Here is a 23029-nt window from a genome sequence, read left to right on the forward strand (position 1 = left end):
GGGACCAATAGGGGCTCACGTCAGAGCCCCTGAGTGGCAACAATTCCGATATAAGTTTGTCCGAGAGATTTTACGGATAAATCAATATTTTTAAGATTGGCATCAATCTTTCGATATGGACATAAGCTTAGCGCAAAAATCCATTCTTCCTCACCGAGTTCAGATAAAAAATCCGCATAATCTCCGGATTGATCCATGTCATGATCTGACACATGCGAGGCAAGCATTATCGCGATTGTAAATTTTCTAAAATCCTGAAGGCTGGCTATTGTCAGCACAATGTGTTCTTGGCTGACCACTTGAGATAATAGATCGTATACTTCACTTCCCACGCCACGCTCAACAAATTCGCGGGCTTCAAACCTTTGTTTCATGACGAATTGCTGAAAATTCATTCATTATGCTTTCGCAGGCTGAAATTTCATCACACTAATATCATCTTCTCGCTGACGCATATGATACGCATCGTATCGCACCTGCAAACGTAGTAATGTATCCATCTTTACACCAAACGCTTTTTCCACCCGCAAAGCCATTTCCGGTGAAAGCGAAGCCTTCTCATTCAATAAATTAGACAAGGCTGGACGACCTACGCCAAGCACCTCGGCAGCATCCGTTACTGACAAGCCATCGGGAAGCACCGAACGCTTGATAAATCCACCTGGGTGTGGAGGCTTCATGCCTATTTTAATCGCCATAACTCTTACTCCTTTCGCGCTCAGTGGTAGTCTTCGTAATCCACGTCATACAATTCATTCTCATCAGCATCGTATTGAAACGTGATCCGCCAGTTGGCCGTAACGTGTAAGCTATATGTGCCAGCGCGATCACCGCTCAGTAGATGCGGTTTGTATTTTTGCAGATCCATCACTTCATCCACGTCTTCCATATCAATTAGGAAGGCCATGATGTCGGTAATCTTCGCGAGGTAATCTTGCGGCAACCCCTTAGGATTGTTCTTCTCCACATAGTTGCGCAGGCCCTTATGGCGAATATTTCTGATCTCCATAATACAAATATAACATATTGTATTGTGTAACGCAACGGGATACATTTCTAAAAATTAGGTCGTTAAATATGGAAAATCAAAGTTGTGAAAACGCTCAAGCAATGGAAAATGCACCGGTTTCTGAATCGGGAGCATTTAAGGAAATATTGGCGTGGTCACAAGGTCGTCCATCTTGGCAACGGGATACCTTAAGGCGGCTCGTGGTGAACGGTAACTTCGCGGATGACGATTTAAATCAGTGTTCTCCATTTGCATTGGAGGTGAGCCGTCATTTGTTCCGCTAAGTCAGAGCGATATTACCCCTGGCACTCTTCCGGGTGAACCGATTTCACTTCTTGGGGTGGCAAGTCCTGTGGGCATTAACGCACTTGCAGCCGATCAGGCGCTGGAGCTTTTCGCAGAGTGGTTCAATGATCATGTATGGCGATAATGGATCAGCAAAATCAAACAAAGAAACATTGAAAATCTTGTGTACCATGTCTGTTGACGATGAGGAACGCTACAAAGCACTCTGAGCGGATTTGTCGCAAGATTCTAAGCACGCAATAGCACGGCTATCCTCATTAAGAGCGAGGCTAACGGACGCAAAAAATACGGGTCTGTTGCGTTGCTTATCATCCGGCGTGAGGATGGAGGGATTTTTCAAAGGAGCTTGGCATGGCCAGAAACCCTTTTCGCGGGCATCGATTTTCACAGGATGTGATCCTCTGTGCCGTTCGCTGGTATTGCCGATACGGTCTTTCCTATCGTGATGTCCGAGACCTACTGGCTGAACGGAGGATCATCGTTGATGCATCGACAGTGTATCGCTGGGTCCGCAAGTTCGGCCCTGAGATTGCCAAACGCAGCCAGAAACATCGCAGCTGGCGCGGTTTAGGCTGACATGTTGACGAGACTTATCTGCGGGTCGGTGGGCGATGGTGTTATGTCTGGCGCGCTGTCGATCAACGAGGCCAACTTATTGATTTTAGGGTCACCGCCAGACGAAATACGGCTGCAGCAAAGGCGTTTATGCGGCAAGCCCGAGACAAGTCACGGCTCTATCAGCCCCTCAGTATTGTGACGGATAAGGCACCCACTTATGCTCGGGTGATGAAAGAAATGAATGCGCGGATGCTCCCCGATGAGGCCATCACGCATATTGATCGAAAATGGCAGAATAACCGCATCGAAAGTGATCATGCAGCCCTGAAGCAGAGGCTGAATCCTATGCGGGGTTTTAAATCACTCTCCTCAGCAAAGGCAGTATTGGCTGGGATTGAAGCCCTGCGAATGATCAAGAAAGGCCATGTCGTGAGGAAGTCGCCAGGACCCATAGGCGAAATCCGTTTTATCAAAGAGCTTTTTCCAGAAACGGCATAAGAAACTGGATCTTTATGCGAGATAGAAAATAAAGCTTACGCTGATCGTCCAGCAACGCAACAGACCCCTGCGGATGAATCAGAAGGAATCGGCCGTAAGGCCGATACTTTAGTTTTCTTGCAGTTTGTCAGCTTCACCCACAAACCATTTTTTTAACGGTTACAGCCGTGCTCGCGCTTTTCAAATCAACCTGCCAGGGCAGGGGGCGCAAGCGCCCAATTTGAAAACCCCTTGCGCGCGGCTGTCCCCTAAAAATGGCTTTGGGGTCACACTGAAAACAGACGGCGAAGAAATTAGGGCAACGATCAGCTGCGCTGATCTTATGCCCAAAGAGCCGTATGGGGTTCCCTCAAAACAGACAGACAAAAAAAACGACTTTTGTCCATATGGACAGGTGACTATTGCCACGAGCAAGAAGGTGTGTTGCTATGGAACATAGAATGAACAAACGCCGCGTCATCCCTGGAAAGAAAAAATGACAGAGGACATATTTCGCCAGCTACAGCAAAATTCAGCGTCTATGGCCTTCAGAAACCCGCTATTCGATGAATTTAATTTGAAAGAGGCGCTTGCCGCAAGCGTCGAGATTTTAAGACGTGCCCAGGCTGAATGCTTAGAACGTGAAATAAAAGCCGCTGAGATTGCCCCAGCAATTAAGTTTCTATCGACGCGTAGCGATAAGACTAAACTTCATTGCGAACGCTTCCAGGCGGCTCTATTGGAGCCAGACCAAACCATTCGATATGGAGCAACCAGCCAAGTCCTGGCGTTGATTGATCGACAAAGGCGGTAGGTTTTCAGGACAATAGGGCAGGGCTGGATTTATTAACCTCACATATGATACAATTGAAATTATGAGTGAAACACACACAATAGACCTGACGGAAGAGGAAGTCCGCGAACTTCAGATTGCGCAAGAACGCCTTGGGCGTTTTGACGATACCCGTCTTGGTACAACCTTGGATCAATTCAAAGGTTGGGTTGAACAACGAAAAACTGATCCACAGGCTCCATGCCCGAAACCTCAAATTATTCCATAACAGTTCTTTTAGAGGTCTATGAAGACCTTTCGCGTATAAACGAATTTTACCGCATAATCGGCGCTGAGCTAGCCGAAAAGGCGATTGATTCAATCGAAAGCACGATTGATCAACTCGGTAATTATCCCGGCCCATATCGATATCCGCAGTTTAGAGGATCCCATGACTTTGATTTAAGGGAAGCTTATGCCCCTTTTGGAAAGGAAGGATTTCTTGTGCGTTATCGCGTTGATGACAAGAAAATGGAGATTGTCGTCTACAGAGTTCACCATGCTCGTGAAGATCGATTTTCTGATGAATAAAAAAATAAGGGCGTTAGCCCTTCTGACTTCCTGGCGAAGGACAGGGGTAGCAAGGGTCAAGTAAAATAGGACGGCTGCAAGCACCCGCATTTTACTTGATGCGCGCGAGGGGCAGCGCCCCTTAGCGTTTTGGTCTTGAATACCTGGTTTTTCTTCTGCGGCCGCGACCAGGGCGAGGGCCGGATGAATACGCTTTAGGTGGGTCTGTTGCGTTGCTTATCATCCGGCGTGAGGATGGAGGGATTTTTCAAGGGAGCTTGGCATGGCCAGAAACCCTTTTCGCGGGCATCGATTTTCACAGGATGTGATCCTCTGTGCCGTTCGCTGGTATTGCCGATACGGTCTTTCCTATCGTGATGTCCGAGACCTACTGGCTGAACGGAGGATCATCGTTGATGCATCGACAGTGTATCGCTGGGTCCGCAAGTTCGGCCCTGAGATTGCCAAACGCAGCCAGAAACATCGCAGCTGGCGCGGTTTAGGCTGGCATGTTGACGAGACTTATCTGCGGGTCGGTGGGCGATGGTGTTATGTCTGGCGCGCTGTCGATCAACGAGGCCAACTTATTGATTTTAGGGTCACCGCCAGACGAAATACAGCTGCAGCAAAGGTGTTTATGCGGCAAGCCCGAGACAAGTCACGGCTCTATCAGCCCCTCAGTATTGTGACGGATAAGGCACCCACTTATGCTCGGGTGATGAAAGAAATGAATGCGCGGATGCTCCCCGATGAGGCCATCACGCATATTGATCGAAAATGGCAGAATAACCGCATCGAAAGTGATCATGCAGCCCTGAAGCAGAGGCTGAATCCTATGCGGGGTTTTAAATCACTCTCCTCAGCAAAGGCAGTATTGGCTGGGATTGAAGCCCTGCGAATGATCAAGAAAGGCCATGTCGTGAGGAAGTCGCCAGGACCCATAGGCGAAATCCGTTTTATCAAAGAGCTTTTTCCAGAAACGGCATAAGAAACTGGATCTTTATGCGAGATAGAAAATAAAGCTTACGCTGATCGTCCAGCAACGCAACAGACCCCTTCAAACCGAAGGCTTTTTCAACAGAATTCGCCAGAAACGATCATTCTGAAAGTCGCCTCTTAAGGTCTGCTTTTGCGCAAAACAGACATATGAGGTGTCAGCTTCCCCGTGGATGAGATCAGCAAGCATTGAGGTCGACGGCTCTCCTGCGGGGGCAGAAATTGGGACGTTAAGTCTCAGTATCGATCTGGAGAAACGACCAAACTGAGTAGCATGTGCAGACCGAACCGATCTTTAAGGGCGCCAGTACCCTCGAAATGTCCCGGCTTGTCTATGGCATCGCAGACCCGGAGGATGATCAGACCAGCCTTTTGGACTACTATTCTGAATTATATGTAAGCCATATATATGCAATATGGATCATTGATAAATCATTTCTTGACAAATTGACTCTGCTAACACATAAAGAGTTATAGACGAACCATATTATTGGGGTATGGCTCGCCAATAAACCAAAATGTGATCATGGCCCGCATCGACCAACGCACCTATTCCCGCCAGACCCGCGAAGCGCTCACGTTGCTTGGCAAACTGATCCGCGCCTCCCGAAAAGAACGCAATCTCACTGCACAGGAATTGGCGGAGCGGGCCGGTATTTCCCGCAGTACACTCCAGCGCATCGAGAAAGGCCATCCGAAAGTCGAAATTGGCACGGTGTTCGAGTGTGCCGCCATTGTCGGCGTATCCCTCTTTGACTCTGAGCCCGGACGGCTGAGCGAGCGGCTTGCGCAAATACAGGACAAGCTCGCGCTTTTGCCAAAACACACACACAAACGAAAAAAAGCGGTCAAAGATGACTTCTGATACCTTTGAGGAAGCCTATATATGGATATGGCTGCCGGGCAAAACCCACCCCGTTGTTGCGGGTCGTCTGTATGCGGAGGGAGCGAGCCCGCATGCACTGGTTTTTAACTACGGAAAGTCTTATCTGTCGCGCGAGGAGGCAATTCCCCTCTACTTGCCAGAACTGCCATTGCAGTCTGGTGCATTGCCTCTGCCAGACGGCCTTACCATGCCGAGTACCCTTCGCGATGCGGCGCCCGATGCCTGGGGGCGGCGCGTTATTCTCAACCGCAAATTCGGTGTTAAGGGCGCTGCCCTCGACAATCATTGGATGTCAGAAATCGCCTTCCTTCTGGAGTCTGGATCAGACCGGATTGGCGCACTCGATTTTCAGCGTTCGCCCACAAAGTACATTCCGCGCGATCCAAAGAACGCCAGCCTCGAAGAATTATTGAGCGCAGCAGAGCTCATTGAAAAAGGCGTGCCGCTCACCCCTGAGCTCGCGCAGGCCATTCAGCATGGCAGCTCCATCGGTGGTGCGCGCCCCAAAGCGCTCATCGAAGAATACGATAAGAAATTTATCGCGAAATTCTCCGCCTCAAACGACACCTATAACGTTGTCAAAGGCGAATTCATCGCCATGCGGCTGGCCTCAAAAGCTGGTCTCGATGTTGCTCCCGTTGCGCTCAAGTCTGCTGCCGGAAAGGATGTGCTCCTCGTAGAGCGCTTTGACCGCATACCAAGCGATAACGACTGGCAGCGACGAGCCATGGTTTCAGCGCTTACCATGCTCGAACTCGATGAAATGATGGCGCGCTACGCCAGCTATCAGGACTTGACGGAAATCATCCGCCACCGCTTCGCCGATCCGCAGGCAATGCTGCGCGAGTTGTTCGGGCGACTCGTGTTCAACATCCTTTGCGGCAACACCGATGATCATGCGCGCAATCACGCGGCGTTTTGGGATGGCGAAAGCTTAAGCCTAACACCCGCCTACGATATCTGTCCGCAGGGACGCGCCGGCCAGGAAGCCGGTCAGGCCATGCTCATTCATGACGATGTAAACTTGAGCCGGATTAGCGTTTGTCTGAGTTCGGCCCATAATTTCCTGTTGTCTGAAACTCAGGCGGTGGAGATCGTCGAAAATCAAATCGAAACCATCGCCGAGCACTGGAATGAAATCTGCGATGAAGCCGCATTCTCGGAAGTGGACCGAAATCTGTTCTGGAGGCGTCAGTTCTTAAATCCATTTGCCTTCGATCACCTCGAAGGCAAGCTGGCTTCGATCAAAACGCTTGCAGATGAGGCTCGCAGGTAGGTAATATCGGCATACAAAAGACATAATAAGCAAAACACAAAAAGTAATATCGCCGTGGACTGCTCCTCAAATGTAGATATGCGCCTATCAAGGCCGGAATCAAATCACGACAGGTCCAGATTTCACCGGCAGGGCCACTGCCATTATTAGATTGTGGTGATGCGGGTGAAGAGACTGACGAAGAAACAGGGCTGCCGGTCTTGTCGCATCGTGAAGATGTGTTTGAAGATTTCGTCAGTAGCCGGCTCTCTTTGAAGGATCATCCGGTGCGGCTTGTGCGTCAATCTGTGCCAGGGCAGGTGACGTTGAACCAGCAATTACGGGATGCGCCGCAGGACGGGTTTGTCACCCTGCTGGGAGCGGTCATCACGCGTCAGAGGCCAGGGACTGCCAGCGGCGTGATCTTCCTGACCCTGAAAGATGAAACAGGCGCTGCCAATGTGATTGTCTGGCCCAAAATGTTTGAGAAATTTAGGTCAACCGTGATGCAAGGGCGGCTGTTGAAGATCAAGGGCAAAGTCCAGAAAGAAGGGCTTGTCATCCACGTGATCGCTTTTGATATTGAAGACTGGTCACACCTCTTTGATGACCTCGGCATCGCTCAAAATGAGATGATCGATATGACCTGGGGCTCCCAGGATGAGGCGAAACGGCCCCAGATTGATAGCCGGGAGAAGGCGGGCGAGGACCACCGGCATTTGGCGGGGAGGCGGCCCGGCAACGGCATCGGGCCACGGTCTCAACAGGCAGCTGCGATACATCCGAGGCAGCAGGCTGGACGGTTGTTTAAAACACGGGATTTTCGATGAAGGGAAAGCCTCAACAAGCAAATTCTATCAGGGGCTGCAGCCAATTTAGCCGATTGATCTGTTTGCGCAAAGTGTGATTCAGAGCTTCCCGAAAGGGAGTCTTCGATGGCGCCGTTTGATTTGGTAACCTCTTCTCAAATCGTGCAACCAAGGTTCTGTGTCAATGTGTCCAGTTCCACGCCACTTGTCAATTAACCCGATTTCAAGACCCTTGACACGCACGAGAGCTGCTGGCCTAACTTAAATGGACTGCGATAACCATTGGATTATTGTAAAAATTAGCGTGCTGAATCGCTCATCTGAGAAGCGCATATCTCATCAGAAAAACATCTCAACTGAGACATTATTAAACTTTTTAGATTAAGCGTTGCAACGTCATGTGTAAAACTAAAGTGATACCAAAACGCGAATCTGAGGCGAAAGCCACATTACTTAAGCAGCGAGATAGCGCTTTAAAGTATCAGCGGTCTTTTGATGAATTTGACTCCCAAGCGCGCGATCTCGTTGCCGACAATCCTGATAAACGATGCTTACGACATGTTGCTATTATTATGGATGGCAATGGGCGTTGGGCAGAAAAACGTGGCTTAAAGAGAGAAGCAGGACATCGTGCCGGGATTGCCTCTGCGAGGCGTGCCATCGAATTCTCTAAAAAAATAGGCCTGACTCATTTGACATTGTATAGTTTCTCTACTGAGAACTGGAAGCGACCGCCTTATGAAGTCCGCAGTTTAATGTCACTTATGGCGGAATTTATCGAAAGTGACTTGGGCGAATTAAAGCAAAAAAACATCCGCATACGGATTCTGGGTGACACAGTTCATTTACCACCCAAAGTAAAACGTCTAGTCCATCTTGCAGAAACTGAAACGCGAGACAATAATGGCTACATACTTCAGATTGCATTCAATTATGGTGGTCGCGACGAAATTCTGCGTGCTGTAAAAAAGTTTGCTTACGGCGTAAAAGAAGGGAAAATCGATCCCGAAAACATTACTGAGGAAACTTTTGGTTTAGCACTAGATACGGGCGACGGTCCTGCACCTGACTTAATCATCCGTACCAGCGGTGAAATGCGCACCAGCAACTTTTTACTCTGGCAATCTGCTTATGCGGAGTATGTTTTTTTGGATGAGTATTGGCCTGACTTTGATCAACACCTCTTTTCCAAGGCGATTGATGAATTTGCGGCCCGGCGGCGCCGCTTTGGCGAATGACCGTTGCTAGCAATTAAAAATAGATCGCATATAGGCCGGTCTCAGATGATTTATTCCTAGGCTCAGGACCTATTAATTTGTTTTCAACCTCGCACCACGAAAGGACGGCACCTGGGGCGCGATCATAAGCCGGGATTTGTACAAGGCATAGAAGCAGGCAGGCTTGCATTATCGCAACGCTCTTGCCCGCAGAGCTGGAAAAACAGGGCATGGCCACTGAACGCGATGGCACAAATTTCCGGGTAAAAGCAGTCCCCAAACATATCGAGCGGGACTTCTCCAAACGCCGGATCGCTATTGAAAAGGCTGCTGAAACCCATGGTTATTCCCCCCCCAAAGGCATGGATTAGGTCGCTCTTCGGACCCGCTCACGCAAGGAAATCACTGAGACAAAAGGCCTGTTCCAGCAATGGAAAGCAGAAGAAAAGGCCCTTGGATTTGACCTGAAGGCATCATTAAAGGCACAAAAAATGCCGCAAGTAAGCCTGAAAAACCCATCTCACGGAAGCGTAATACGCTCAAATAATTCGCTTCATCACCAGCAAATTACGCGATCAAAACCGCCGCTATTCCCTGCAAAATTGATTGCCCTCGGCGCGCTTGTCCGAAGACTGGCAAATCAAATGAACCGGCATTCCGCCATGTCGGGGATAGCTCCGCGATTGCGACAACGTGCAAAACGAAAAGAATTCGAGAGTGATCGATAGAACGTCAACATACATGCACAAACATGCATGTTCGGTATACGCATGCATTCAGCAAAAATTGCTTGCAATTCGAGCGCATGAAGCTCTCTGACCGCATTCGCGTATGCACGATATTACTGAGGCGTATACGCCTCAAAATGGTATATTTCCTACCATTGTCGTATTGTTGAGATCCGGACAGGCGCTGCCTGTCAGCACCAAAGGTGCATAGGGTGTGAACCTTAAATCTAGTTATCTCAGTAATTATATGAGCGAGCGGTCAGGTGAGTGCTTCTTCGCACTTTCTGCTTCTTTCGATCAATCTTTCTAGGAGAAGATCCGTGATTGCATGCCTCACTTTTTCCCGTTCAAGTCTCTGCTGCACATCGGATGCATGATCGGGCATTGACGCTGCAACACCGCGCGCCAGGTCGACCAGATATCCGTCCTCCAGATCCAGTTCAATTTCGAGTTTATGCCAGTGTCGCCGGGTGATCGCCCGCAATCGGTATTCTCCTCCAAGTTTCATGGCGAGTTTCAATTTCTGCATGGGCAAGGCGTCATAGGGAAGCGTGCTGGAAAGGTCATAAAGCGGCGCCAGTCTTACCCGGCCTGCAGCGCCCAAAGGCAGGGAATAGTTTTTCGCATGGGCATCCGTTCCTGCAATCAACCAGTTGAGTGCGAATGTTTTCAGGAATGTATCTGTGTCCTGATCCGGTTCACTGGAATGGTCCTGCAAGAGAGAGACAATGTCGGCAACTGCTGGGCCGCCTTCATTCTGGTATTTGACGAAAGGCGAAATAGCGAGGGCCTGACAAGTGTCCTCCTGATGGACCCGGATCAAATAACCTCCTTGATACGTCCGGTCATAACGCTCAGTTACATGTGCGATTTCATTGCCAAAATGCACTATGTCTGCACTCGCAGTTGGCAGGTCCAAACGCCGCGCCAATTTCATGCAGAAAAGTTCGTTTTCAGCGAACCCGTCGAAGTCGCCTGTTGGGGGTTTCAAAAAATGTGTCGTTGGCGTATTGGCTGAAGGAATGCCCCACTTTCCTTCCTGATAAATGAGTGCCGTCTTCGGTTGTGCTCCGGCCAATGTAAACTGGCCTTTATCATCCGTGCGTCGTCCCGCACTGTGATCTGCTTTGAGGTCCCTTAGTCGGTCTCCAATGTCGTTCTCGTTCAGCCAATCGATAGAGTTGTCTTGGAATTCTTTCTCTGGCCAGTCTGTGCCTATAAACTGAATTGCTCCGGCACAATCTTCTCCAACATGAGATAAAAGAGCGAACGCATTGCGAGCCGATACCTGAAATATTGCAGCCCACTTTCTCAAAACCGCGTCGTTATCGGGCAATAATCCCCATAAGAATGGTTCAACCACATTGTGGTCATGCTGGGCAGTCGCAAGGGGCATGGACAAGGACAGCGGAAACGCATTGGGATTGTCGCGCCATTCATCTGCGTAAGTAAATGAGAGCTTTTTCTTTGGGCCAAGATTGACTTGCCCAATGACCTGACCGTTTGAAATGACAAGAAGGTCCTCACTCATGAAAGATGATCCTTGGTTGCCTTCCGCAAAGGTTCGTCGATGTCTGCAACATATGTTGTTTCGCCGTAATTCATTTCAGGATTATCATCTGTTGCGAAACGAATGCCGAAAACTGCAAGAGTTTTCCGAACTCGAGCGATTGGCAGTGCTAGGTGCACCACTTTCAATCGCGACGACCCATCGACAGCTTGTCCTGACTTTGTCAGTCAGCATAGCCTGATTCAAACCCAAATTTCGGTGGCGATCCCGGATTGCTCGCCCAAAGGCTTTTGTATTTCCTATGGAGAATACCTCCATTATGTCACCGCTCGCTGACACTATAAAAAAGTCGTCGATCACTGACTTGCTGTCAAATTAGAAACTCATGCAAATTTTGCCGCCACGATCAGCGATAAGATCGCAACCCATCGAGTTAACTCCATTAGAATGATCAGCTAAAATGTAATCAGATTTTTATCAGCAGAAAATCTGTAGACATCTTTCCCTTTTTGGGGAGTAAGCGTGATTTCGTTTCCGCTCATTGATATGGTGAAAGTTTGAGCATTTCTGCTTTTCCCGAAAAAAAGACTTCCAAATAATCCTACTAATATTGCAGCAACAATATCTGCTGATAACTCCAATGAAATTGCCTCAAAGATTGGATGGGATAATGTGGACTTGAAAATCGTAATCATTCTTTGATCGAATATAATAATTTCATCAAAAATCAGAGCGTATTGAATATTGAAAAATGCAGAAAGCAAAAAGATGAGTATGGCGAGAACAATGAAGCTACCTATTGGGGTAAACTTACTCGCTGTTTGAAATTCAGGCACAACAGGGCGATCACAAGTAACAATTGTGAACCCTTGGAACTTTTCCAACCGGATATTACTCATTAATTTTCCCCAAATTCTATCTCTATCACTAATTCTTCTGACTGAAGTGAGATCAAATCAAGCATTTTGTTGTTATGTAAAATGGAAGTCTGCGTTGCTTATTTTTGTGAGTGACTGCATTTTTCAAGAATTTCATTCTGGCGCTCTTCGAGTCGCTGAGCACCGGTTTGCAATTTTTCTTGCCAGTGGGGACCTCGCGATTGCGCCTCTTCGTATGCGTCCCGCAATTCATCTGACCGGCGAGTTTTGACCAAGGCATCTATTAGAATTCCCGCCTGCTGAATATCTTTCCGAGCCTTCGCAGCACTGTCTCCACTTTCGTGCCGCATGGTCGCTACTATTAGTTTATGCACGGCATATCTGGCGGGTTGTGGGACGGAAATCAGCGTTCCATGGCGCGTAAGCGCTGCAGCATCAACCGGATCACGCAAGACGTAATCAAGATGTCGCAACGGCGTTGCATCTGACTTCAGCGTTGGAAGTTCGCTGGCTTTGTCCCGGTCGGCACCCCGGTTCGTGGTGAGTACATCTACGCGGTAACCGCCGGGTCCAACATAGGCTGCAGTTTCAAAAGGGTCGGTCAGCGAGGGGACGGGCTGAAAGCTTTTATCAACTGACTGCAGCACTTCCAGCAATGGAACTTCGAGGGCATCGTCCAGCGCTACAGAAACGCCGTAATCCTGTGCTAGGTCCAGGTCACCAGTTCGGATGATCGTGGCAGGCAGTTTGATACCTAACAGGCCCGCATAAGTCTGGAACGCAACGGTCCCAACAAGAACGGCGCGTAGTCGGAACACCCCGGAACTTGCCAGTGCTTCAAGAATAGCGCCCGTCAATGGATCAGGTTTAGGTAGGCCAACGCCTGTCAGGGAGCGCACAATATCGCGCCGAACATTGGCAAGGTCTTTTTGCTGCTTCCCGGCCTCGACCTTGGCGTCCAGCTCTGCTGTCGCTGCCCCCAGATAACGTTCTGGAGGACGACCATTGGGGCCTGTGGGCTCCTGCACATACCAGTAGTCTTTCCCGGAAATTTTGCGTTTGCGGAATGTGGACCCGGCTGGAAACTCCGAGATTCGGGCTGTACGCAGCTGGTCAATCAGCTCCGCATAAGACGTCTGGGTCACAAGTGGCAGTTCAGATATGGTCATTTACCGGCAAAATAGCAATTTGCCAGTAAAAATGCAATTAACGATAGCCGACGGCTTTTTGGATCGGCTGTTCCACCTCCGGCAGATAGTTCGGCGCATCCTGTACCAGATGCAGCACATAATCCGCCCATGAAGACAGAGCCAGCCGTCGCTCATCCCGGTAGCTGTAGCGCTGGTAGACCGCCACAAGACTGCCACGCGCATTGGAAACGTGATTCAAGACCTTTTCGACAACTTCCACAGGGTGTCCAAGGCGGGCCATGCCGGTTGCCGCTGTTCGCCTCAAATCATGCAGTCGCCATTCCGCAATGGTCGCGTTCGGGTCGCGTTTGCGCATCTGTGAGATGAGCAGCATTTCTTCATCGACGCGCCGTTTTGCCTTGCTGATACCGGAAGGCGGGTTTGGCTTGTCGCCACCAAACACAAGCGGTCCGGTCCTTGGCTGTGATTGCAACAGTTCGACAATATACGGACAAAGATCGACATCATGCGGCTTCTTGTTCTTTGACCGCTCGGCAGGGATCGTCCAGACGGCCTGATCAAGATCGAGTTCATCCCATGTCATGCCAGCAACCTCGCTTCGGCGCTGTGCTGTTGAAAGCAGGGTTTTGAACATCGCCTCAAATCCCATACCGACTGTACTTAGGGCTTCCCACAGAACGGACACTTCATGGTCACTAAGCACTCTATCTCTTGGCGGCACCGGTTTCGGCGCTTTCATGCCTATGATCGGGGAATATTCAATCAAGCCTCTCGTAATCGACCAGTTGATCATGGCCGACATGGTACGGAATACCAGAAGCGCCGTCGCTTTGCGGTCCTGATAATGATCAACCAGCTTGGTCATGTCCTGGCGATTGAATTTGTCCAGCGTCTGGCTTCCTATATGCGGCAGGATTTCCTTGTTGAGAATCCGGACAGTGTTTTTCCAGGTGCGATTATTCGGCTTCAGATGCTTTTCGATGTAGACTTCCGCGACCTTGGAAATTTTGAGCGCCCGTGCGCGGTCCCGTTCTTCCTTGGCTTTTTTCTGCGCTTCGTTCCTGTCACCCAGCGGATCGCGACCACCTGCGACTTCACCGGCATATTGGCGGGCAATCTTTCTGGCTTCGTCAACGGTCAGATCTCCGAACTTTCCGATATTTATCCGCTTGTCGATCCCGTTTCGACCACCTAAACGGTACCGAAAGAAAAAAACTCGCCTTCCTGTTGAGCTGATCCTGATGCCGAATCCGCTTACCTGATCATCTCTCAGTACAATGTATTTCGATTTATCTGGGGTGGTGTTTTCAATAATTCTCTTGGTCAATTTTATGGTTTCAAACCCCGTATTTGCTGCACCGGAATTCAAATCGTAGCAAATTGCTGAAAACTTGAAAATCCCTAATTTGTTGTTTTTATTTCTAAAATCATACTTTATCAAACGTCCGCAAACTGATGAAAAAGCCCTTTTTTGCCGTTTGTAATGAGAGGCGAACTTTGATTCACGATGGCAAAGGAGGCTTTGCAATGAGCGATTTGGGCTCCGCAATATGGAAGCGCCAACCAGATCGGCCTTCCATTGAAAGCAGTATCATGGCCACATAAAACGTGGCCGCGCCAGTGGGGTTTCGTCATGCAAGGGGATCACTATCAATACGATTGGGATCGCAATGGTGAAATGACGGTCTCAAAATTAAGCGGTGTATGAACGAACTCGATGGAGGAAGTCTGATGTGGAAATCAAAGTATAAAGTCTGTGTAGTGTGATAACATATCTTACGGAAACTAAAAACCTTAGCTGCAAAGGAATGGAATCCGGCCGTTGGCCGGATATTTTTTATTTCTTGCTGTATTCAGCTTCACCCACAAAGCATTCACGATGATTGCACCGTGCTCATGCTTTTCAAATCAACCTGCCACGGCAGGGAGTGCAAGCACCCAATTTGAAAACCCCTGCGCGCGATGCCGCCTGTTCATGGCTCTGGGGTTACACTGAAAACAGCCGGCGAAGAAATTAGGGCAGCGAGCAGCTTCGCTGCTCTTATGCCCAAAAAAGCCGGGGGTTCCCTCAAAACAGACAGAAGAAAATTTCTGGGCGTCCGGAAACTGGCCCGGCGATGAAAAAAATGCCCTTTTGGTGATTTTTTTGGCTCTTTCATCGAATCCGGCGGTGCTTTTTGACTAAGTAAAGAAAGCAACAAGAGTGAACATGTGGAAAATCTGCCTCTGGCAGGTATCTTCAAACCGCCCCTGTCACCACATGACGGAATAATCGCTACCCCAAAGTTGGGGGTAGACACAGGGGGTTTGATAATGCTTGCAATTCATACGGTCGTACCGTATAGTTTAGAATGGAAATTGTTTCAATCGGCCATAAAGGGCTGAAAGACTACATTCTGGAAGGTAAAGAGAAAGGTTTGAGACAAGAACTCATACCGCGCATAAGGACAATTATAGCAGCATTGGAAGCTGCGGAAGATATGGACGGCGTCTTAGGTCCGCCTGGGTGGAGAATCCACCAACTCAAGGGCGATAGAGCAGGGGACTGGTCTATTTCTGTCAGTGGAAACTGGCGCCTTACATTCCAGATGATTGAACGACAAATCCACTTTTTAGAATTGGAGGATTATCACTGATGGCAAAACACACACCTTTGAAAATAGGCATGCCGCCTGTGCATCCAGGCGAGTTTGTTCAAACGGAAATCATTGACGAGTTTGGGCTGACTATTACGGCCGCAGCGAAGCATCTTGATGTTCGTACAGCAACACTCTCCGACCTGGTCAACCAGAAAGCCAGCCTGTCGCCCGAAATGGCCCTGCGTTTGGAACTGGCTTTTAATCTCAGCGCTGACACGTTGTTACGGATGCAAGCGATCTACGACAGTCGCACGATCCGTGAGAAAGCGGATCAGCTCAATGTTCATCCTTACGTTCAGCAAGCCTAAGATACTAAAATAGCGGCTTTAGCCGCCTGGCCTTTGCCGAAAAGCAGGGTGTCCTGCCCCATTATAACTGGTCCACATTTTTGGTATTATTCTATAAATGGTGGAGGTTATTTACATGGCGAGGAAACGCTTTAGCGATGAGGATATATTGAACCTGCTGCGTCAGATTGAGCTGAGTTTGGCGGGCGGGAATGATGTCGCGACAGCCTGTCGATCAGCAGGCGTGAGTGATGCAACATACTATAAGTGGCGTAAAAGGTATGGCGGCATGGGCAAGTCCCAGTTATCTGAACTTAAAGGTCTCGAGAAAGAGAACCAGCGTCTGAAGAAAATTGTTGCCGAGCTTGAACTAGACAAGCTTATTCTCAAAGAAACACTTGATGTTTTAAAGCCCAAGGTCTGACGGTCACCGACCTACGTCAGGCCATTGTGAAGGCACGTCAAAGACTGAATACGTCTGAGCGGCGGACCTGCAAAACGGTTGGTATGCCCCGTTCCTCTCAGCGTTATCTTAACCGACCCAAAGATAATGAGGACAGGCTTCGCCTGGCTCTTATTCGATTAGCCAAACAATATGGTCGGTACGGTTATCGCAAGATAACCAAGTTACTGCAGATTGAAGGCTGGAAGGTCAATTACAAGAAAATAGAAAAGCTTTGGCGGGAAGAAGGCTTACAGCAACCCAAACGCCATAAGAAAAAGAAACGCCTGTATCACAAAGACAGCTCTGTCATCCGGTTACGGCCAAAGTATGAGAACCATATCTGGAGCATCGACTTTGTTCATGATCGCCTCAGCAATGGGAGTAGCTACAAAATGTTGACCGTCCTTGATGAATACACCAGAGAAGCTCTCTGTGTCGCTGTAAAACCAAAGATGGGGAATGCGGAAGTATTAGAGGCTCTGTACCCATTGTTCTTATGTCATGGAAAGCTAGAGTTTATAAGGTCAGATAACGGCCCAGAGTTCGCAGCGGAGAACTTCCAGAAATGGTTGACCAAGGTTGGTATCAAACCGATCCGTATCTATCCAGGCTCACCTTGGGAAAACGGCTATAACGAACGCTTCAATGGCACCTTACGAAGAGAAGTCCTCAATGCTGAATGGTTCACTACGATAGAGCAAGCTAGAACCGTCATCAATAAATGGCTCAAACAGTACAATACCATCCGGCCACATCAAGCTCTCAACATGCGCACACCAATACCTGAAACTCTACATCAAAATGGTACTTAATTTATGGGCTGGACATTCGCTCTGATGGTCCATTTGTTGCAACAATTGGCGTTGAGGATATGGCTGTGGTGGCGACAAGCGATAGCGTTTTGATTATGAAGTTGGACAGAAGCCAGGATGTGAAGAAAGTTTCGGAATTTCTGAAGGCGCGAAAAAATAATGGAACGTAGTGACGAAGGGCAGGACACTTAGCGTAAGTCATTACTGAGGTCTGCTGTTCGGAAAAACAAGAAACCCATACTCTGACCAGTCAACCAAGAGAACCGAATGAGACGGAGAATGAGGTCGGTGTGGAGGCCGCACTTACAAAACCGATAAAGCCAGCACTAAGGCATGTAGCGATAATTATGGGTGGGATAGAGCTTTGGGGGCAAGCGCGAGGTCTAGCTCGCATTGAAGGCCATCTTGCGGGACTTGAAGCCGCCCGGCGCACCGTTCAAATGGTAAGAAAAATGGGCCCTAGTCATCTAACCCTCTATAGCTTCTCAGCAGAATATTTAAGGCGGTCTCTAGAGGACGTTGATAACTTGTTTGTGCTTATCCAGGATTATATTGAACATGACTTACCGACATTGGTATCGGAAAATATCCTGGTGAAAATAATTGGTGATCGAAACTCATTGCCACGTTCGCTCAAAATTTTCTTTTAAAGAGTAGAAGAAGAAACAAAGGATAATACAGGATTTACACTGCAAATCGCTTTCAATTATGGAGGGCGTGATGAATTAGTACGTGCCATCAAAGAACTCATGCATGATGATCTGAGCCCCGTTTGGTCCCTCATTTGAAAGGTGAGTCTGTCAACAGGTGAAAATAGCCGACCTCCGTGAAAAGCCGGAAAACTCTACCAGCTGGTGAGGGAAAGTTGGCGGCAGGTTCAATAGCAACAGGACTCAACAATAAGCGTAGGCAACATGGGTCTCATGTCAGCTGAATGATAACAATCTTTATCTCTGTGTTACTCGATATTATCGCCATTAGCTTTCTTCTATGCGATGCATGACGTCATCAATTGCTTGCTGCCATTTGGTAAAAGCAGCTTGCCTTGAGAATTTGTCCTCGATCATATTGCGTGCATTTTTGCTGGATTGTTTCAGACGCTGCTCGTTGCCCGCATATTCAATAATTGTGTCAGCCAGGCGTTGACTCTCACCAAGAGCAAAAGTTTCTCCGCAGTCGAATTCAGAAATTAATCTCGCAATTTCTCCCTTAACATCGCCAATAAAAAAAATTGGTCGACCGGCAGCAGCGGCACCGTAGAATTTGCTTGGGACAATTGTGCCCTCCAGATCAGGTTGTAGTGAAATCCAGTGAATATCAGGGACTGCGAGAGATTTGGGGAGCAGATTGCGTGGTTGATAAGGTTTACAAACGATATTGTTAAGGTTAAAGGCCGATGCTTTTTCATCAAGCTCCGAACGAAGCTTACCACCGCCGATAAAGAGAAACTTTACCCTGTCATGATCATTCAAAATCTTTGCCGCCCCAAGGAGTGTTTCGATATCGTGCGCGCGGCCTAAATTTCCGGAGTACCCGACAACGAAAGTATCGGTAATAAAGCCCCATTGTTGTGACAATTCATTCTGGTTCTTGTTTATGGGTACGATCTGAGTTTCGTCTGCCCAATTATGGATCTCAACTATACGATTGGCCTCAACAGCATTTTCAATCAACAGGCTTTTCATGCGTCTACCAATGGCAATATTTTTATCAGCATTGCGTAGTGACCAATTTCTGATGAGTTTGATAGTTCTTCCGACCAATCCACTCCCGATTGGTACGCCAAGTTCAGCGGCGACTTCTGGAAATAAATCCTGAAGCCATGTTACGAACCTCCCCCCTTTTATTCTGGATGCTACATACATAGGAACCGAGAGTAGGGGAGGGTCAGTTTTTGCTACGAGTAAAGTACGAGAAGATGTGTGTTTCACGGCACAGAAAAACGCGGATATATAGAATGTGAGATAGTCAAGGCTACGGCCAAAAAGGTTAGCTCGGCCAAAATTAGTTGTGTTGACACGAATAATAGCAACACCATCTATGGATTTCTTAGCTGAAAAGGTAACCGAAGGATCCTCGTATGAATAACGGCCGGTAATGACCGTGACGCTTATCCCAATCGCAGCAAGCTCAAAGACCAAATCGCTTAACATCTGTGATGTTGCGCTTTTGTCAGGATAGAAATACCGATTGACAAAAATGATGTTGCTAGGGGAGGGCAATATTATTGTCCGCTGTTAAAAATAGGACCTACCGGCTAGCTAGCCGACAAGTTTGAATGTGTGCAAGTTTTGCTGACAACCTGTGCGCATTTTAGAGATGCAGGACAGTTGGAAATATAGCGAGAGGTGTATTGCACGACACGCAGCATTATCGGGCGAAGGGTGGAGTGGTGCTTTGATCGCGGCTGAGCGTTCAGACGACCGCCAACCCGAGTACGTTTTCCATCGGTTCAAAGTCTCGATCTGAGTGTAGGAGCGACAAAGAATTTTCAATACAGAAAGTTGCAATGAGAACATCAATCGTTTTGCGAACGGTGATATCCGCCTTGCGCAAATGTCGATAATTTTCCGCACTCTTAAGAGCGATGCCGTGTCCGACCATTGCTCTGCATTCAAATTGGTCCAGCGCCTGTTTCGCGGTCTCAAAGTCTTTGTCGGATCTAAACCCTTGGAGCACCTCGGTCAAAATGAGGTCCCCGATCAGGATGGGGTGCTCTCCAAGATTCGCGTCCAGCAGATTGACTTGCGGGGTCTCTGCACCGTTGAAGAAATCGATCCAAACTGAACTGTCCACTAGGATCATGTGTCACTGCGCATGTCATCCAGCGAGCCCTGCCATTTCAGTTTCCCGCGGAGCTTTTTGACGTGGGCCTGCCCACGCGTTTTGACCAATAGGTGCAAGGCTTCGGAGACAACTTCTTTCTTTGTCTTCGCGCCAGAAATGGCGATAGCCTCTCTCATAAGATCGTCGTCAATTTCAATATTCGTGCGCATGGCTTGGCCTCAAATTTTGATGTGTATATTTTGCAATTATATACACATTTTGCTGGATTCTGCAAGACTTTCCAGCAATGAAATCACCAAAGCAATCCATCGCCACTTCGTGTTGCCTTATTCAAGGCATTATCGGGCGAGGGGCTCAAAACCATCAACACTATCAGGCAAACGCGACGCCGCCTTGCTTAGCGTGGGTTACGACACGCTATGCAGGAGCTCTGAATTGTCGTGGATACGCGTGGACGATGTATGCTTAAAAGAAGCTAGGATCTACATCCCGCGCTCCAAGAGCGATCCATTCGGGGACGGGCGGTTTGCAAAGATATCAGAACAAACCTCTACCCGACTTCATAATTGGCTGATTGCAAGTCAGCTTCGAAGGGGATTTCTTTTCAGGGGGCTTCACACGGGCAAAGTGAGTCAGCAACAATTGGAGACTTCTTCAATTCGAAGAATATTGAAAGCTTCCGCAAAAAGAGCAGGATTGAACGCGGAAGCTAGGGATTTATCTGGGCATTCTATGCGAGTCGGCGCCGCTCAAGATCTGTTGCGAGCTGGATACGACACTCTAACGATAATGTGCGCCGGTGGATGGAAAAACATCGAAGTTGTGTCTCGTTATGTGGAAGGAGCCGCCCCTTGCGTCATCGCTAGTGGATCGAAGCCTGTACACACTTCAATGGCTTCCACAATATTTAGCTGATGCTCTTCGGCGTAAGAAGTTATTTCATCGACCTTGGCATCGACTAGCATTCGATACCAGAGCCCCTGGAGAGTGTGATAATACAGCCCAGGCTTTCCGTCGAGAAATCCCAGCCTAAATACGTACCTGTATACGAAGTATATCCATGGCCGTATTCCACGCGATACCATTCGATAGATTCGTTCCTTGAAGAACCGCCTTAATTTCGCTTGGAGGTTAGTAGCGATTTTTTTATGACTTGTCTGAGAAAGGAACTCAAAATCTTTGTTGAGGATATCTATCGCCTCACGCGATGCGTATGAATTATGTTTCTGTATCCACCAGTCAATTGAGTTCAAATTGATATCCGACAATATAACCGAACTCTTCTCAATCTTTCCTTCGACGCGAATGTGCTCATCCATCCACCGCTGCTCACACTCTCCTCGACCATCCCGCCAGATTCGCAGCTGAAAACTAGGCTCTATGGCACCAAATCGAATACGTTTACCCATAAAATGTATGCGGCGCCTTACCAATAATCCGTCTACTTCGGCGTTCGTAGTTTCCAATAATTCTGCTAACTGCACGGTCTCGCTGCTATGCAAAACTTCGTCGGCATCGATTCGCAGGATCCAACCACCTACTCCGCTGATCGACTTAATCGCGAAATTCATCTGAGTGGCATAGTTAACCCATTCATTGTGCAGAACATTTGCTCCAAGTTCTTCGGCAAGACTTACTGTTTGATCTGTTGAGCCACTATCGACAACAGTGATAGAATCGCACAACTCCGCGATGCTCCGGATGCACCTTTGGATATGCTTCTCTTCGTTAAAAGTGAGAATTATTGCGTGTAACGTCGCCATGTTTGTATACCGGCACCTTAGGAAGACGCGCTGCCCCCCTTAGCCGGCCTCTGCTTCAACACCTGCGCAGGGTTTCCTACGATAACCATCATTTCGGGAACGTCATTTGTGACAACCGAGCGTGCCCCTACGATGGAGCCCGCACCAACTGACGCACCCGGTCCGATAAAGGCATCTGCGCAAACCCAGCTACCTTCTCCAATTCGGATCTCAGACTTAACGAGCGGCATCTCTATATTGCTATAATCATGGCTACCTGCACAAATGTGCGCATACTGCGAGACTGTCGCGTAATCACCGATCCAGATTTTTCCAAGACTATAAAGAATCGCATGGTCCCCGATCGCCGCCCGCTCCCCAACGGCTAGATTCCACGGAACAGCAATACGGACGCTTGGATAGAGGTGAACACCTTTACCAATCGTAGCTCCGAATGCCCGCAACACTAAGCGCCTAATTATCCAAATCTGTCTTGGGGTCCACGCAAATAGTGGATATTGAAGAATATCCCACATCAGGCGCCCAAACAGCTCCTTTTTGGACCATTTGATGGCTTTTCGATTCGCAGATACGTCAGGAGAAAAGTGTTGCGAACTCATGATTGGTCAACAGTATGTTCTCGATCGATCGTGTAACCCATTTTCAATCGCCAATTGTGTAAATGTCGATTCAGCACATCGACTTAAGCATCTGAAAGCTGCTTCTAGTTCCCAATACTGGGCCGAAATTTTTTGAGGGATCGAGACAGCGGGTCTTCTGTTCCAAAGTTGTGAGACTGCTCCCATGGATATATGACATTAGGGTCCCAAGGCTCATTCAGAAATGTAAGAAACCCTCGCGCCACTTTTTCGGGATTTGAAACCAAATCCTCGTATTTAAGAGAGTAGCACATTGGCTCGTTTTCTAAGCGCTCCAAATGCTCCATCATTTGAGATACATATAGGGCAGTGTTTTCCAGTAAATCTGCGTGCAGATTCTTTAGTCTCCAGCCTCTTTCAAAAGTTCGAATAACCTATATCCAACGGATCTCTTTTGATCCCGATATGGACGTGCCGGAGCAGGACACGGTTACGACTGAGCCGCTCTGCTGTTCTCCGCAATCCCTTCATCATGATCGATTCAACTCCATCTCAAGGCCGGCAACACGCCATTAGGCGCTTGCCATATCGGCCGC

General features: G+C 48.4%; 27 protein-coding genes and 2 pseudogenes. 16 read left to right on the plus strand and 13 right to left on the minus strand.

Annotated elements, in window-relative coordinates; translation table 11 throughout:
* Positions 1–20: 20 nt before the first annotated feature.
* Genes RAL90_RS06505 through RAL90_RS06515 form a run of 3 tightly spaced genes read right to left on the minus strand, consistent with a single transcriptional unit; the run spans position 21 to position 1009 of the window.
* On the minus strand, positions 21–374 hold the full coding sequence (locus RAL90_RS06505; protein ID WP_306253707.1) for a hypothetical protein: 354 nt from the start codon (positions 372–374) through the stop codon (positions 21–23).
* Positions 375–398: 24 nt separating this feature from the next.
* Positions 399–698: a HigA family addiction module antitoxin gene (locus RAL90_RS06510; protein ID WP_306253708.1), complete on the minus strand. Its 300-nt coding sequence runs from the start codon at positions 696–698 to the stop codon at positions 399–401.
* A gap of 20 nt (positions 699–718) precedes the next feature.
* Positions 719–1009, minus strand: coding sequence for a type II toxin-antitoxin system RelE/ParE family toxin (locus tag RAL90_RS06515; RefSeq protein ID WP_306253709.1), 291 nt, complete (start codon positions 1007–1009; stop codon positions 719–721).
* A 657-nt stretch (positions 1010–1666) separates the two neighbouring features.
* On the opposite strand from RAL90_RS06515, the gene RAL90_RS06520 reads away from it, so the two are divergent.
* The 10 genes and pseudogenes from RAL90_RS06520 to RAL90_RS06565 all read left to right on the plus strand — a co-directional run bounded on the left by RAL90_RS06520 (position 1667) and on the right by RAL90_RS06565 (position 9226).
* Positions 1667–1891, plus strand: a complete 225-nt coding sequence (locus RAL90_RS06520) for a hypothetical protein (RefSeq protein ID WP_306253710.1) — start codon at positions 1667–1669, stop codon at positions 1889–1891.
* A 12-nt stretch (positions 1892–1903) separates the two neighbouring features.
* Positions 1904–2371: pseudogene (locus tag RAL90_RS06525) on the plus strand (IS6 family transposase); the annotation flags it as partial.
* A 475-nt stretch (positions 2372–2846) separates the two neighbouring features.
* Positions 2847–3164 carry a hypothetical protein gene (locus RAL90_RS06530; RefSeq protein ID WP_306253711.1) on the plus strand — a complete coding sequence of 106 codons (318 nt, stop codon included), beginning with the start codon at positions 2847–2849 and terminating at the stop codon, positions 3162–3164.
* 219 nt (positions 3165–3383) lie between these two features.
* Positions 3384–3713 (plus strand): type II toxin-antitoxin system RelE/ParE family toxin, encoded by a 330-nt coding sequence (locus RAL90_RS06535; protein ID WP_306253712.1) that lies wholly within the window; start codon positions 3384–3386, stop codon positions 3711–3713.
* 262 nt (positions 3714–3975) lie between these two features.
* Entirely contained in the window at positions 3976–4680 is a 705-nt protein-coding gene (locus RAL90_RS06540) for an IS6 family transposase (protein ID WP_306253713.1), read from the plus strand.
* Between the two features lie 534 nt (positions 4681–5214).
* Positions 5215–5553, plus strand: a complete 339-nt coding sequence (locus RAL90_RS06545) for a helix-turn-helix transcriptional regulator (RefSeq protein WP_306253714.1) — start codon at positions 5215–5217, stop codon at positions 5551–5553.
* Positions 5543–6850, plus strand: coding sequence for a type II toxin-antitoxin system HipA family toxin (locus RAL90_RS06550; protein WP_306253715.1), 1308 nt, complete (start codon positions 5543–5545; stop codon positions 6848–6850). Before RAL90_RS06545 ends, RAL90_RS06550 begins: the two co-directional genes overlap by 11 nt.
* A 200-nt stretch (positions 6851–7050) precedes the next feature.
* On the plus strand, positions 7051–7659 hold the full coding sequence (locus tag RAL90_RS06555) for an OB-fold nucleic acid binding domain-containing protein (protein ID WP_306253716.1): 609 nt from the start codon (positions 7051–7053) through the stop codon (positions 7657–7659).
* A gap of 377 nt (positions 7660–8036) precedes the next feature.
* The gene (uppS, locus tag RAL90_RS06560) at positions 8037–8876 is read left to right on the plus strand and encodes a polyprenyl diphosphate synthase (RefSeq protein WP_306253717.1); all 840 of its coding nucleotides are present in this window, start codon (positions 8037–8039) and stop codon (positions 8874–8876) included.
* A gap of 209 nt (positions 8877–9085) precedes the next feature.
* On the plus strand, positions 9086–9226 hold the full coding sequence (locus tag RAL90_RS06565; protein ID WP_306253718.1) for a hypothetical protein: 141 nt from the start codon (positions 9086–9088) through the stop codon (positions 9224–9226).
* 616 nt (positions 9227–9842) lie between these two features.
* On the opposite strand, the gene RAL90_RS06570 is transcribed toward RAL90_RS06565, so the two are convergent.
* The 4 genes from RAL90_RS06570 to RAL90_RS06585 all read right to left on the minus strand — a co-directional run bounded on the left by RAL90_RS06570 (position 9843) and on the right by RAL90_RS06585 (position 14449).
* Positions 9843–11114, minus strand: a complete 1272-nt coding sequence (locus tag RAL90_RS06570) for a type II toxin-antitoxin system HipA family toxin (protein WP_306253719.1) — start codon at positions 11112–11114, stop codon at positions 9843–9845.
* A 434-nt stretch (positions 11115–11548) separates the two neighbouring features.
* The gene (locus RAL90_RS06575) at positions 11549–11992 is read right to left on the minus strand and encodes a hypothetical protein (RefSeq protein ID WP_306253720.1); all 444 of its coding nucleotides are present in this window, start codon (positions 11990–11992) and stop codon (positions 11549–11551) included.
* 98 nt (positions 11993–12090) lie between these two features.
* Positions 12091–13140 carry a GSU2403 family nucleotidyltransferase fold protein gene (locus RAL90_RS06580; protein ID WP_306253721.1) on the minus strand — a complete coding sequence of 350 codons (1050 nt, stop codon included), beginning with the start codon at positions 13138–13140 and terminating at the stop codon, positions 12091–12093.
* A 37-nt stretch (positions 13141–13177) separates the two neighbouring features.
* Positions 13178–14449, minus strand: a complete 1272-nt coding sequence (locus tag RAL90_RS06585) for a site-specific integrase (RefSeq protein WP_306253722.1) — start codon at positions 14447–14449, stop codon at positions 13178–13180.
* Between the two features lie 1024 nt (positions 14450–15473).
* Here RAL90_RS06585 and RAL90_RS06590 point away from each other — a divergent pair.
* The 5 genes and pseudogenes from RAL90_RS06590 (at position 15474) to uppS (RAL90_RS06610) (ending at position 18093) form a co-directional block, all read left to right on the plus strand.
* Positions 15474–15758: a type II toxin-antitoxin system RelE/ParE family toxin gene (locus RAL90_RS06590; protein ID WP_306253723.1), complete on the plus strand. Its 285-nt coding sequence runs from the start codon at positions 15474–15476 to the stop codon at positions 15756–15758.
* A complete protein-coding gene (locus RAL90_RS06595; RefSeq protein ID WP_306253724.1) occupies positions 15758–16069 on the plus strand; it encodes a HigA family addiction module antitoxin in 312 nt (103 codons plus the stop codon). The genes RAL90_RS06590 and RAL90_RS06595 overlap by 1 nt, the downstream gene beginning before the upstream one ends.
* A gap of 115 nt (positions 16070–16184) precedes the next feature.
* Positions 16185–17305, plus strand: a protein-coding gene (locus tag RAL90_RS06600) for an IS3 family transposase (protein ID WP_372340411.1) whose coding sequence is annotated in 2 segments (ribosomal slippage) — positions 16185–16467 and positions 16467–17305 — 1122 coding nt in all. Because the reading frame shifts where the segments join, the coding sequence is not laid out codon by codon here.
* 14 nt (positions 17306–17319) lie between these two features.
* Entirely contained in the window at positions 17320–17475 is a 156-nt protein-coding gene (locus RAL90_RS06605) for a hypothetical protein (RefSeq protein ID WP_372340438.1), read from the plus strand.
* 177 nt (positions 17476–17652) lie between these two features.
* Positions 17653–18093: pseudogene (gene uppS, locus RAL90_RS06610) on the plus strand (polyprenyl diphosphate synthase).
* Positions 18094–18282: 189 nt separating this feature from the next.
* Here uppS (RAL90_RS06610) and RAL90_RS06615 read toward each other — a convergent pair.
* The 3 genes from RAL90_RS06615 to RAL90_RS06625 form a co-directional block, all read right to left on the minus strand.
* Positions 18283–19458 carry a glycosyltransferase family 4 protein gene (locus RAL90_RS06615; protein WP_306253725.1) on the minus strand — a complete coding sequence of 392 codons (1176 nt, stop codon included), beginning with the start codon at positions 19456–19458 and terminating at the stop codon, positions 18283–18285.
* Positions 19459–19720: 262 nt separating this feature from the next.
* Positions 19721–20110 carry a PIN domain nuclease gene (locus tag RAL90_RS06620; protein ID WP_306253726.1) on the minus strand — a complete coding sequence of 130 codons (390 nt, stop codon included), beginning with the start codon at positions 20108–20110 and terminating at the stop codon, positions 19721–19723.
* On the minus strand, positions 20107–20301 hold the full coding sequence (locus RAL90_RS06625) for a type II toxin-antitoxin system VapB family antitoxin (RefSeq protein WP_306253727.1): 195 nt from the start codon (positions 20299–20301) through the stop codon (positions 20107–20109). The genes RAL90_RS06620 and RAL90_RS06625 overlap by 4 nt, the downstream gene beginning before the upstream one ends.
* 19 nt (positions 20302–20320) lie before the next feature.
* Here RAL90_RS06625 and RAL90_RS16295 point away from each other — a divergent pair, with 19 nt between their 5' ends.
* Positions 20321–21007, plus strand: a complete 687-nt coding sequence (locus tag RAL90_RS16295) for a tyrosine-type recombinase/integrase (RefSeq protein WP_372340439.1) — start codon at positions 20321–20323, stop codon at positions 21005–21007.
* Here RAL90_RS16295 and RAL90_RS06630 read toward each other — a convergent pair.
* From RAL90_RS06630 to RAL90_RS16305, 3 genes are all read right to left on the minus strand, one after another.
* The gene (locus RAL90_RS06630; RefSeq protein WP_306253728.1) at positions 20923–21855 is read right to left on the minus strand and encodes a glycosyltransferase family 2 protein; all 933 of its coding nucleotides are present in this window, start codon (positions 21853–21855) and stop codon (positions 20923–20925) included. The two genes, RAL90_RS16295 and RAL90_RS06630, sit on opposite strands and share 85 nt — an antisense overlap.
* A gap of 17 nt (positions 21856–21872) precedes the next feature.
* Positions 21873–22454 (minus strand): acetyltransferase, encoded by a 582-nt coding sequence (locus RAL90_RS16300; RefSeq protein WP_372340412.1) that lies wholly within the window; start codon positions 22452–22454, stop codon positions 21873–21875.
* Between the two features lie 104 nt (positions 22455–22558).
* Entirely contained in the window at positions 22559–22864 is a 306-nt protein-coding gene (locus RAL90_RS16305) for a sulfotransferase (protein ID WP_372340440.1), read from the minus strand.
* Between the last annotated feature and the right edge of the window lie 165 nt (positions 22865–23029).

Origin of the sequence: Parvularcula sp. IMCC14364 (genome assembly GCF_030758415.1) — a bacterium.
Classification (GTDB): Bacteria; Pseudomonadota; Alphaproteobacteria; order Caulobacterales; family Parvularculaceae; genus Aquisalinus.